Origin of the sequence: Mycobacterium sp. 1465703.0 (genome assembly GCF_001672975.1) — a bacterium.
Taxonomy (GTDB): domain Bacteria; phylum Actinomycetota; class Actinomycetes; order Mycobacteriales; family Mycobacteriaceae; genus Mycobacterium.
In genome coordinates this window covers 1-10,841 of the sequence record NZ_LZKU01000295.1, presented here as the reverse complement: position 1 = coordinate 10,841, position 10,841 = coordinate 1, and the positions used below count along the sequence as shown (strand labels likewise).

Sequence of the window (10,841 nt, the reverse complement as noted above, 5' to 3'; positions counted from 1 at the left end):
GCACAGCCGTCGCACCAGATCGGGTGAGACCAGGTTCTCGGTCGGGACGTGCACCCGCTCGGAGACCGCCGACAGCGCCGAGCGCGCCGCCTCCAGCCGGGCGGCGGCTTCCGGTTTACGCTTGCTCCACCGCGCCGGCGGCGGCGGCCCGTTCGGTGGCTCGCTGTCGGCGGTCTCCGAGCGGGTGCACGTCCCGACCGAGAACCTGGTCTCACCCGATCTGGTGCGACGGCTGTGCTGGGACTGGGCAGGTGCGCCCGATCCGCTCGACGCCGTGGAGACCTTTCTGCGCGCCGGCCAGGCCCGCCCCTGGCAGCGAGAATTGGTGGATCCGGCGCTGGCCCGGGCGCTGCAGGCGCCGCCCGAGGCCGCTGACTAGTTCCGATGGTGGCGACCCGCTTCGCCCGGCTCCGCCGCGCTCGCGATCGCCACTAGTCCAGGTGCTCGCGGATCTCCGCCTCGGCGGCGCCGCTGCCCAGCGCGGCGACCCACCCGGTGATGCGGCGGGCCACGTCCTGGTCGGTCAGCGCCAGCTCCGACAGCAGCTCACCGCGGGAGGCGTGCTCGTAGAACCGCTGCGGCAGTCCGACGTCACGGCACGGGACGTCGATCTCCGCGCTGCGCAGGGCGGCGGACACCGCCGAGCCCACCCCGCCGTTGACGCCGTTGTCCTCACAGGTGACGACCAGTTTGTGCTGCGTCGCCAGGTCCAGCACGCTCTCCGACACCGGCAGCACCCAGCGCGGGTCGATGACCGTGACGCCGATCCCCTGGTCCTGTAGCCGCCTGGCCACCGCCAGCGCCATCGGCGCGAAGGCGCCGACGCCGATCAGCAGCACGTCGTGGTTGCACCCGGGGGCCGGGACCGCGAGCACGTCGACACCGGAAATGCCCGATCCGCGGCGCTCGATCGTCGGGATGTCCTCACCCACATCACCTTTCGGGAAGCGCAGCGCGGTGGGGCCGTCGTCGACCCCGAGCGCCTCGCCGAGCTCCTCACGCAACCGGGTGGCGTCTCGGGGCGCGGCCACCCGCATGCCGGGCACGATGCCCAGCATCGACATGTCCCACATGCCGTTGTGGCTGGCGCCGTCCGAACCGGTGATGCCGGCCCGGTCGAGCACCATGGTGACGGGCAGCTTGTGCAGCGCCACGTCCATCATGATCTGGTCGAAGGCCCGGTTTAGGAAGGTCGAGTAGATGGCCACCACCGGGTGCATGCCGCCCATGGCCAGGCCGGCCGCCGACGTCATCGCGTGTTGCTCGGCGATGCCGACGTCGAACAAGCGGTCCGGGAACCGCTGCCCGAACGGTGTCAGCCCGGTCGGGCCGGGCATGGCCGCGGTGATGGCGACGATGTCGCGGCGCTTCTCCGCATAGCCGATGAGCGCGTCGGAGAACGTCGCCGTCCAGCCGGGTCCGGCGACCTTGGTCGCCTGACCGGTGACCGGGTCGATGACGCCGCAGGAGTGCATCTGCTCGGCTTCGTCGTCCTCGGCAGGGGCGAAGCCCATCCCCTTGCGGGTCACCACGTGCACGATCACCGGGCGGCCGTAGCCGCGCGCATGGCGCAGTGCGGCCTCCACCGCACGTTCGTCGTGACCGTCGACGGGGCCCACGTACTTCAGCCCCAGATCGGTGAACATCAGCTGCGGTGACAACGAGTCCTTGATGCCGGCCTTCACGCTGTGCATGACGCGGTAGGCGATCTTGCCGACCAGCGGCAGCGCCCGCAGCGCGTCGCGGCCCTTCTCCAGGGCGTGTTCGTAGGCCGGCTGCAGCCGCAGCGAGGCGAGATGGTCGGCGACACCGCCGATCGTCGGAGCATAGCTGCGGCCGTTGTCGTTGACCACGATGATGACCGGGCGGTCGGACGCGGCGATGTTGTTCAGCGCCTCCCAGCACATGCCGCCGGTGAGGGCGCCGTCGCCGACCACCGCGACGACGTGCCGGTTGCGGTGCCCGCTCAGCTCGAAGGCCTTGGCCAGGCCGTCGGCGTAGGACAACGACGCGCTGGCGTGGCTGGACTCGACCCAGTCGTGCTCGCTCTCGGCACGCGAGGGATACCCCGACAGCCCACCCTTCTTGCGCAGGCTCTCGAACTCGTGCGAGCGCCCCGTCAGCATCTTGTGGACGTAGGCCTGATGGCCGGTGTCGAAGATGATCGGATCGTGCGGTGAGTCGAACACCCGGTGCAGGGCCAGCGTCAGCTCGACGACGCCCAGATTCGGGCCCAGGTGCCCCCCGGTGGCAGCGACCTTGTGAATCAGGAATTCGCGAATCTCGGCGGCCAGATCGCGAAGCTGATGCGCAGAAAGGTGCTGCAGATCAGCGGGCCCGCGGATCTGTTCAAGCATCCAGTCAGTCTACGCAGCGGCCGCGCAATGGCATCGTAAGGAAGTTGCGAATTCGTCACCCATCGCCGCAGCCGCACCTTTGGTAACCTCAGTTCGCGGTGAGCCGGGAAGCCTGGTCGGCACGTTCTCTCTACGACCCGGAGTATGCCGTGAATCCAGCTGCCCCCCATACCAGACCTGCCCCCGCGGTCGTATGGTCGCAATGTGCGGGCCGAGCAGATCGCCGAGGACTTCCCCGTTGTCAGTATCGATGCGGACGCCTTGGACGCCGCCCGAATGCTCGCCGACCATCGCATGCCCGGGCTGTTGGTCACCGACGGCAAGGGACGCCCGTACGCGGTGCTGCCCGCCTCCCAGGTTGTCCGCTTCATCGTGCCGCGCTATGTGCAGGACGATCCGTCGCTGGCCGGTGTGCTCAACGAATCGATGGCCGACCGCTGTGCGGAAAAGTTGAGCGGCAAGACGGTGCGCGACGTGCTGCCCGACCATCTGGTCGACGTACCTCCGGCTCAGGCCGACGACACCATCATCGAGGTCGCCGCGCTGATGGCGCGGCTGCGCAGTCCGCTCGTCGCGGTGGTGAAAGAGGGCAGGCTGATCGGGGTGATCACGGCGTCGCGCGTGCTCGAGGCAGCGCTGAGACCTTGACTCCCACAGGGCGATAGATGAGCTTCATCGCGATTCTGGTGTTCGTCATCGCCTATATCCTGATCGCCAGTGATCGCGTCAACAAGACGTTGGTGGCGCTGGCCGGTGCCGCCGTCGTGGTCACCTTGCCGATCATTCACTCCGACGACGTGTTCTACTCGCGCGAAAGCGGAATCGATTGGGACGTAATCTTTTTGCTGCTGGGGATGATGATCATCGTCAGCGTGTTGCGGCAGACCGGCGTCTTCGAGTACGTGGCGATCTGGTCGGCCAAACGGGCCCGCGGTTCTCCCTTGCGGGTGATGATCCTGTTGGTTTTGGTGACCGCGATCGCGTCGGCCCTGCTCGACAACGTCACCACGGTATTGCTCGTCGCGCCGGTGACGCTGTTGGTGTGCGACCGTCTGGCGGTCGCTGCGGCGCCGTTCCTGATGGCCGAGGTGTTCGCGTCGAACGTCGGTGGCGCGGCGACCTTGGTGGGTGACCCGCCCAACATCATCATCGCCAGCAAGGCCGGCCTGAGCTTCAACGACTTCCTCATTCATCTGGCGCCCATCGTGGTCATCGTGCTCGCCGTCTTGATTGTGTTGCTGCCGCGCCTTTTTCGCGGTCTGTTCACCGTCGATCCCGAACGCGTCGCCGACGTCATGTCGCTGGAAGAAAAGGAGGCCATCCGCGACCCCCGGCTGCTCATCACGTGCGGAATCGTGTTGCTGGCGGTGTTCGCCGCGTTCGTCGCCCACGGGCCGCTGCACATGGAGCCCTCGGTGGTGGCGCTGTTGGGCGCCGGCATTCTGATCGTGGCCTCCAGACTGCGGCCTGCGGACTACCTGGCCAGCGTCGAGTGGGACACGCTGTTGTTCTTCGCCGGCCTGTTCGTCATGGTCGGCGCCCTGGTGAAGACCGGCGTGGTCAAACAGCTTGCCAACATGGCGATCACCGCCACCGGCGGCAGCACCTTGCTCGCGACGATGATCATCCTCGTCGCGTCGGTCATCATTAGCGGGATCGTCGACAACGTCCCCTACTCCGCAACAATGGCGCCGGTGGTGGCCGACTTGGTCGGCGCCCTGGGGAACCACGCCAACCCCGGCGTTTTATGGTGGTCGCTGGCGCTGGGCACGGACTTCGGCGGTAACCTCACCGCCATCGGCGCCAGCGCCAACATCGTCATGCTCGGCATCGCGAAGCGCGCCGACAATCCCATCTCCTTCTGGGAATTCACCCGCAAGGGCGCGGTCGTCACCGTCGTCTCCGTCGGGTTGTCCGCGCTCTACCTCTGGTTGCGGTATTTCGTGTTCGGCTGACGGCTCAGGCATGCTTGGCGACAAATCGCCGGAACAGCGGCCAGGCAATAGCCAGGTTGTAGCCAAGGCCGGCAACAAGATACGGCTAGTGATCTCGGCCATGCTCGAGCGCTGGCAGCAGCAATCATCCTAACGGGTCAGCAGTGCGACGCATTCGGTGTGATGGGTCAGCGGGAAGGCGTCGAACACCTTGATCTTCTCAACGGTGTAACCGTGGCCGAGGTATGTACCGATATCGCGAGCGAAAGATGCTGCCTCACAACCGATATGCACTATCCGCGGCACATCTGCGGCGGCCAGCAGATCGATGACCTCGCGCCCGGCTCCGGCCCGCGGGGGGTCCAGCACCGCCACGTCGGCGCGGCCGCGTTGGGCCGCCAGCGCACGTCGCACCGAGTCGGTGACGATGTGCACCTGCGTCAGATCGGCCAGCGCCGCCCGAGCGGCCCGGGTCGACACGCGTGAGGTGTCGACACTGAGCACCCGCCCGGTATGCCCCACCGCATCGCCGAGCGCCGCAGCGAAAACGCCTGCGCCACCGTAGAGATCCCACGCTCGCATACCGGTGCGGGGTTGCGCCCAGTCGGTGATCAGCTTGCTGTACACGCCGGCCGCATCACGGTGCGCCTGCCAGAAGGCGGTCACCGGCACCTGCCAGACGCGCCCCGCCACCCGTTGCAGCGCCTCGTAGCGTCCCTCCATCACCTTGGTCGCGCTGTGTCTGCCCTGGCGCAGGCTGCGCACCACGTGGCGCGCGCCGTCGTCGTCGACGGCCACGTGCAGTTGTGCTGTCGGGGGCCACTCGACGTCGCCGATCCCGTCGAGCATGCCGGCTGGCAGTTGCGCACAGCGCAGGTCGGTCACCAATTCATCGCTGTGGTACCGGTGAAAGCCGGGGCGGCGGTCGGGGCCCACGTCGAGTCGAACGCGGGTCCGCCATCCCGTCGGGGCGGAATCCGCCAGCGGTTCGGCTTCCCCGCTCCAGCGATGCCCACCGAGGCGCTCGAGCTGATTGGCCACGACTTCGGCCTTGAGCGTGCGGACCGTCTCGGGGGTGGCGAAGGCCAGGTCGCAACACCCGGCGCCGTCCACCCCGGCGATCGGGCACAGCGACGCGATACGACCGTCGGCCGGCTCGATGACTTCGAGAACCTCTGCGTGCCAATAGGATCCGCGGTCAGCGGTGACCCGGACCCGCACCTGCTCACCGGGCAGCGCATATCGGACGAACACCACGCGTCCTTCATGATGCGCGACGCAGCTGCCGCCGTTGGCGGGGGCGCCGGTGGTCAACGTCAGCTCCGGCACCGGGGGCGCCACCTCGCGCGGAGTCCGTGTCGATTCGCGGCTCAATCGAAGATTCCCCGACGAGCGTCACCCGGCGCCACATGCGGCTGCAAAGTTTTGCGCCGTTCCGACGAACTCAGTTGCCACGGAACCGAAGTCACCATGACGCCGGGCATGAACAGCAGCCGTCCCTTGAGCCGCAGGGCGCTCTGGTTGTGCAACACCTGCTCCCACCAGTGGCCCACCACGTACTCGGGAATGAACACCGTCACCACGGTGCGCGGCGATTCTTCCCTGGCCCGTTTGACGTAGTCCAGTACCGGACGGGTGACTTCGCGGTACGGCGAGGCGATGACCTTCAGCGGGACGCTGATATCGCTTTCTTCCCACTTGTGCACCAGGTCGCGGGTTTCGGCGTCGTCGACGCTGACGGTGATGGCCTCCAGAACGTCGGGCCGGGTGGCCCTGGCGTAGGCGAGTGCACGCAGGGTCGGCAGGTGCAATTTGGACACCAGCACCACGGCGTGGTTGCGGCTGGGCAGCACCACATCCCCCTGGGTGGCGGCCTGCTCCTCCAGTTCGCGGTTCACGGTGTTGTAGTGCCGGTGAATCATTTTCATGATTCCGAACAGCAGGCTCATTGCGAACAGGGCGATCCACGCCCCGGCCGCGAACTTGGTAACCAGGACCACCAACAGCACCGTCCCGGTAGCCAGCAGCCCGACCGTGTTGACCACCCGCGAGCGCATCATCTTGCGCCGCACCGGCGGATCGGTTTCGGTGCGCAGCAACCTGGACCAGTGCCGCACCATGCCGATCTGACTCAGCGTGAAGGAAATGAACACGCCGACGATGTAGAGCTGAATCAGCGCGGTGACCTCGCCGCGGAACGCGATGATCGCCAGCAGGGCCGCCCCGGAAAGGAACAGGATTCCGTTGGAGAAGGCCAATCGGTCTCCGCGGGTGTGCAATTGGCGGGGTAGGTAGCTGTGCTGAGCCAGGATCGAGCCGAGCACCGGGAAGCCGTTGAACGCGGTGTTGGCCGCCAGCACCAGGATGAGCGCGGTCACCGTGGCGATCAGCAGGAACCCGATGTGAAAGCTGCCGAATACCGCTTGTGCCAGCTGAGTGACCAGGGTCTTCTGGTAGTAGCCCTTGGGCGCCCCGCCCAATTGCGTCGCGGGGTCCTCGACCAACTTCACGCCGATCTTCTGGGCCAGCACGATGATGCCCATCAGCAGGGTCACCGCGATACCGCCCAGCATCAGCAGGGTGGTCGCCGCGTTGCGCGACTTGGGTTTCTGAAACGCCGGCACCCCGTTGCTGATCGCCTCGACACCCGTCAGCGCCGCACACCCAGAGGAGAACGACCGCGCCACCAAGAACGCCAGGGCGAAACCGACGATCTGGCCGTGCTCGGCGTGCATCTGGAAACCGGCCGACTCGGCCCGCAGCGGATTGCCCAGCACGAAGATCCGGAACAAACCCCAGCCGATCATCACCAGGACACCGACGATGAACGCATAGGTCGGGATGGCGAACGCCAACCCCGACTCGCGCACCCCGCGCAGGTTCAGCGCCATCACCAGCAGGATGGACACCACACAGAAGAACACCTTGTGTTCGGCCACGATCGGGATCGCCGAGCCGATGTTCGCCATCGCCGAAGCCGTCGAGACCGCAACGGTGAGAACGTAATCCACCATCAGGGCGCTGGCGACGATGAGCCCGGCGGTTTCGCCGAGATTGGTGGTGACCACTTCATAGTCGCCGCCGCCGGACGGGTAGGCATGGACGTTCTGCCGGTAGCTGGCCACCACCACAAGCATCACCGCGGCTACCGCGAGTCCGATCCACGGCGTCAGCGCATAAGCCGTCACCCCGGCCACCGACAGCATCAGGAAGACCTCCTCGGGCGCATACGCAACCGAGGACAACGCGTCGGAGGCGAACACCGGCAAGGCGATCCGCTTGGGCAGCAGCGTGTGACTCAGCCGGTCGCTGCGAAACGGCCGACCGATAAGCAACCGACGAGTGGCGGTTGAAAGTTTGGACACGAGAGCCAAGAGTAAGCCCAGACGGGTTTGGCGGTAGCGTTCGTAGGAGAATGTTTGCCGACCGAAACGGCTGGCCGACGTGGGTTGCCGGCGAAGGGCGCAAAACGCGGCCGAGAGGACCTCAAGTTGCGAGTAGTGGTGATGGGCTGCGGCCGGGTCGGTTCGTCGGTCGCCGACGGGCTATCCCGCATCGGTCACGACGTCGCGGTCATCGACCGTGACAGCACCGCCTTCAACCGGCTCAGCCCCGAATACGCCGGCGAGCGGGTGCTCGGGCAGGGATTCGACCGGGATGTCCTGCTGAGGGCCCGTATCGACGAAGCCGATGCGTTCGCCGCGGTGTCCTCCGGCGACAACTCAAACATCATCTCCGCGCGGCTGGCCCGGGAGACGTTCGGCGTCAAGCGAGTCGTCGCCCGCATCTACGACGCCAAGCGGGCCGAGGTCTATGAGCGCCTGGGCATTCCCACCATCGCGACGGTGCCCTGGACCACCGACCGCCTGCTCAACGCGCTACTGCGGGAGACCGAGACAGCCAAGTGGCGCGACCCGACCGGCACCGTCGCGGTGTCCGAGGTCGTCTTGCACGAGGACTGGATCGGGCATCGGGTCACCGACCTCGAGCAGGCGACCGGTGCCCGGGTCGCCTTCCTGATTCGTTTCGGGGCCGGCGTGTTGCCAGAGCCGAAATCGGTTATCCAGGCCGGCGACCAGGTTTACGTCGCGGCGATATCCGGCCGGGCCGCCGAGGCGGTGGCCATCGCCGCGCTCCCGCCCAGTGAAGACCTGTAAGGAGCGGCGCATATGAAGGTAGCTGTTGCCGGCGCCGGCGCGGTCGGCCGCTCGGTCACTCGGGAACTCATCGGCAACGGCCACGATGTGACGCTGATCGAACGTAACCCCGATCACGTCGACGTCGACGCCATTCCCGCGGCGCACTGGCGGCTGGGCGATGCCTGCGAACTGAGCCTGCTGGAGTCGGTGCACATGCAGGACTTCGACGTCGTGGTGGCGGCCACTGGCGATGACAAGGCCAACGTCGTGCTGAGCCTGTTGGCCAAAACCGAATTCGCGGTGCCCCGGGTGGTGGCCCGGGTCAACGATCCGCGCAACGAATGGCTGTTCACCGATGCGTGGGGAGTCGACGTGGCAGTGTCGACGCCGCGCATGCTGGCCTCGCTCATCGAAGAGGCCGTCGCCGTCGGCGATCTGGTGCGGCTGATCGAATTCCGCAAGGGACAGGCCAACCTGGTCGAGATCACCCTGCCCGACGACACCCCGTGGGGCGGCAAGCCGGTGCGCAAACTGCAGCTACCGCGGGATACCTCGCTGGTGACGATTCTGCGGGGCCCGCGGGTGATCGTGCCCGAAGAAGACGAGCCGCTGGAAGGCGGCGACGAGTTGCTGTTCGTCGCCGTTGCCGAGGCGGAAGAAGATCTGCAGAAGCTGCTGTTGGGCACCCATAGCCCAGCCACCGACTAGTCAGTCGGTGACGGCGCCGGATTCCATTTCGACCGCGGGGCCCGCGGCGGCCGCGATGGCCCGTTGCGCCGACTTGATGGCCGCATAGGTGGCCAGCGCGGCCAGCACGGTCAGCGGCCAGCCCATCGCGATCCGCGCCACGGCCAGCCAACCGGTCCGATCGGCGTCGTACAGCAGCCCCTGAACCACGAACCGGGCGGCGAACACCAGAACCCAACCCACCGAGGCGACGTCGAACGCATAGACGGCCCGAGTCACCTGACGCCAGCCATCGCCACGTCCGGTGGCCCAGCTCCACGCGTAGCCGACCAGGGGCCGGCGGATCAATACCGACGCCGCTACGACCACCGCCCAGACCAGCGACATCCAGATGCCGAGCAGGAAGTAGCCCTTCGACTCCCCCAGCACATAGGCGATCAGCGCGCAGAGCGCCACGCCGAAGAAGCCGGAGAACGCCGGCTGTGGGGAATCGCGCCGAATCAGCCGCCATACCAAGATCAGTGCGGCCACCGCCAACGCGGCCACGATCGCGGGAACCAATCCCGACACGCTCGATGCGACGACGAACACCACCACCGGCAGCGATGAGTAGATGACACCACTGACTCCGCCTGCCTGTGCCAGCAGACGTTCCGGGTTGATGCGATTAGTGGTGTGTTCCGACGAGCCCGGTTCCCGTGGGGACGGGGTTGCTCCCATATTTTCGGGGTCGGTCACCGCTGGATTTCGTAGTGCGGGTTGTAGATCGCCTTGGTTCCGTTCTCCAGCTTGCCGAGGCGTCCGCGCACCCGCAGGGTGCGGCCCGAGTCGATACCGGGTATGCGGCGCTGGCCGAGCCAGACCAGCGTCACCGTGTCGCTGCCGTCGAAAAATTCGGCACGTACTCCGCCGGAGCAAGCCCGGCCGTTACATTCGACGCTGCGCAGCGTGCCCACCATCGTGACCTCCTGGCCACGCTCGCAATCGATTGCACGTTGCGCGCCGGTGCTGGCGACCTCGTCGGAAAGTTCCTCAGAGTCGCGTTGCTCCGGATCCTCCGTCAACCGACGGGTGAGCCGGCGCAGATACCCTTGGGCCCCCATGGCCACTCCTGACAATGCTGATAAGCCTCGACGCTTCCATATATGCCAACGGACACCGTAGACCTCTTGGTTCCCCGGCGCCAACCGACTCAAACGTCGTGTTGGAGGGCGAGAGAACGGCGAGGCACTATCAAAAGGTGGTGGTCGATCTGCGTGGCGTTACGACGGTGTTGTTGCCCGGAACCGGCTCTGATGACGACTACGTTCACCGGGCATTTTCCCGCCCTATCCATGAGATCGGCGCGCATTTGGTGACGCCGCCGCCACGGCCCGACCGGTTGATCGAGGGCTATCTGGCTGCCCTGGATGACGCGGCGCGCGGGGGGCCGATCGCTGTGGGCGGCGTCTCGATCGGCGCCGCGGTTGCGGTCGCCTGGGCGCTGGCCCACCCCGACCGGACGGCCGCGGTGCTGGCTGCGCTGCCGGCATGGGCCGGGGCGCCCGGGGAAGCGCCCGCGGCGCTGGCGGCGCGGTATTCGGCGTCACAGTTGCGCGCCGACGGGTTGGCGGCGACCACGACGCAGATGCAGGCGTCCAGCCCGCCCTGGCTGGCCGACGAGCTGACCCGCTCGTGGGGCGCTCAGTGGCCGCATTTGCCCGACGCCATGGAAGAAGCCGCCG

11 protein-coding genes and 2 pseudogenes are annotated in these 10,841 nt (G+C 67.1%); 6 read left to right on the top strand and 7 right to left on the bottom strand.

Translation table 11 applies throughout. The features are described from left to right. Nucleotides 1–165: pseudogene (locus A5625_RS29415) on the bottom strand (ribonuclease D); the annotation flags it as partial. A gap of 19 nt (nucleotides 166–184) precedes the next feature. Here A5625_RS29415 and A5625_RS29410 point away from each other — a divergent pair. Next, on the top strand, nucleotides 185–379 hold the full coding sequence (locus tag A5625_RS29410) for a hypothetical protein (RefSeq protein ID WP_369830059.1): 195 nt from the start codon (nucleotides 185–187) through the stop codon (nucleotides 377–379). A 52-nt stretch (nucleotides 380–431) separates the two neighbouring features. Here the strand turns inward: A5625_RS29410 and dxs are convergent, their stop codons facing one another. After that, the gene (gene dxs, locus A5625_RS27655; RefSeq protein WP_067002070.1) at nucleotides 432–2,357 is read right to left on the bottom strand and encodes a 1-deoxy-D-xylulose-5-phosphate synthase; all 1,926 of its coding nucleotides are present in this window, start codon (nucleotides 2,355–2,357) and stop codon (nucleotides 432–434) included. A 204-nt stretch (nucleotides 2,358–2,561) separates the two neighbouring features. Here dxs and A5625_RS27650 point away from each other — a divergent pair, with 204 nt between their 5' ends. Both A5625_RS27650 and A5625_RS27645 read left to right on the top strand, forming a co-directional pair. Beyond that, nucleotides 2,562–3,005 carry a CBS domain-containing protein gene (locus A5625_RS27650; RefSeq protein ID WP_067002067.1) on the top strand — a complete coding sequence of 148 codons (444 nt, stop codon included), beginning with the start codon at nucleotides 2,562–2,564 and terminating at the stop codon, nucleotides 3,003–3,005. A 17-nt stretch (nucleotides 3,006–3,022) separates the two neighbouring features. Then, complete coding sequence (locus A5625_RS27645; protein ID WP_067002064.1) at nucleotides 3,023–4,312, top strand: ArsB/NhaD family transporter; 1,290 nt, start codon at nucleotides 3,023–3,025, stop codon at nucleotides 4,310–4,312. Nucleotides 4,313–4,316: 4 nt separating this feature from the next. On the opposite strand, the pseudogene A5625_RS29405 reads toward A5625_RS27645, so the two are convergent. From A5625_RS29405 to A5625_RS27635, 3 genes and pseudogenes are all read right to left on the bottom strand, one after another. Next, nucleotides 4,317–4,397, bottom strand: a pseudogene (locus tag A5625_RS29405) (ABC transporter permease); the annotation flags it as partial. Nucleotides 4,398–4,441: 44 nt separating this feature from the next. After that, entirely contained in the window at nucleotides 4,442–5,632 is a 1,191-nt protein-coding gene (locus A5625_RS27640) for a class I SAM-dependent RNA methyltransferase (protein ID WP_067002061.1), read from the bottom strand. A 29-nt stretch (nucleotides 5,633–5,661) separates the two neighbouring features. Continuing rightward, nucleotides 5,662–7,656 (bottom strand): APC family permease, encoded by a 1,995-nt coding sequence (locus tag A5625_RS27635; protein ID WP_067002058.1) that lies wholly within the window; start codon nucleotides 7,654–7,656, stop codon nucleotides 5,662–5,664. Nucleotides 7,657–7,782: 126 nt separating this feature from the next. Here A5625_RS27635 and A5625_RS27630 point away from each other — a divergent pair, with 126 nt between their 5' ends. Further along, the gene (locus A5625_RS27630) at nucleotides 7,783–8,448 is read left to right on the top strand and encodes a TrkA family potassium uptake protein (RefSeq protein WP_142279296.1); all 666 of its coding nucleotides are present in this window, start codon (nucleotides 7,783–7,785) and stop codon (nucleotides 8,446–8,448) included. A 12-nt stretch (nucleotides 8,449–8,460) separates the two neighbouring features. Next, nucleotides 8,461–9,138: a TrkA family potassium uptake protein gene (locus A5625_RS27625; RefSeq protein ID WP_067002055.1), complete on the top strand. Its 678-nt coding sequence runs from the start codon at nucleotides 8,461–8,463 to the stop codon at nucleotides 9,136–9,138. Here A5625_RS27625 and A5625_RS27620 read toward each other — a convergent pair whose 3' ends face one another. Beyond that, entirely contained in the window at nucleotides 9,139–9,837 is a 699-nt protein-coding gene (locus tag A5625_RS27620; protein ID WP_067002073.1) for a DUF3159 domain-containing protein, read from the bottom strand. A 14-nt stretch (nucleotides 9,838–9,851) separates the two neighbouring features. After that, a complete protein-coding gene (locus A5625_RS27615) occupies nucleotides 9,852–10,220 on the bottom strand; it encodes an OB-fold nucleic acid binding domain-containing protein (protein ID WP_067002053.1) in 369 nt (122 codons plus the stop codon). Nucleotides 10,221–10,357: 137 nt separating this feature from the next. On the opposite strand from A5625_RS27615, the gene A5625_RS27610 reads away from it, so the two are divergent. Next, the coding region (locus tag A5625_RS27610; RefSeq protein ID WP_067002050.1) for a hypothetical protein at nucleotides 10,358–10,841 on the top strand (484 nt) is incomplete at its 3' end.

Excerpts from the sequence above, each read along its gene's own strand:
- dxs (WP_067002070.1), bottom strand. The coding sequence starts at position 2,357 with ATGCTTGAACAGATCCGCGGGCCCGCTGATCTGCAGCACCTTTCTGCG.
- A5625_RS27645 (WP_067002064.1), top strand. The coding sequence starts at position 3,023 with ATGAGCTTCATCGCGATTCTGGTGTTCGTCATCGCCTATATCCTGATC.
- A5625_RS27625 (WP_067002055.1), top strand. The coding sequence starts at position 8,461 with ATGAAGGTAGCTGTTGCCGGCGCCGGCGCGGTCGGCCGCTCGGTCACT.
- A5625_RS27620 (WP_067002073.1), bottom strand. The coding sequence starts at position 9,837 with ATGGGAGCAACCCCGTCCCCACGGGAACCGGGCTCGTCGGAACACACC.
- A5625_RS27615 (WP_067002053.1), bottom strand. The coding sequence starts at position 10,220 with ATGGGGGCCCAAGGGTATCTGCGCCGGCTCACCCGTCGGTTGACGGAG.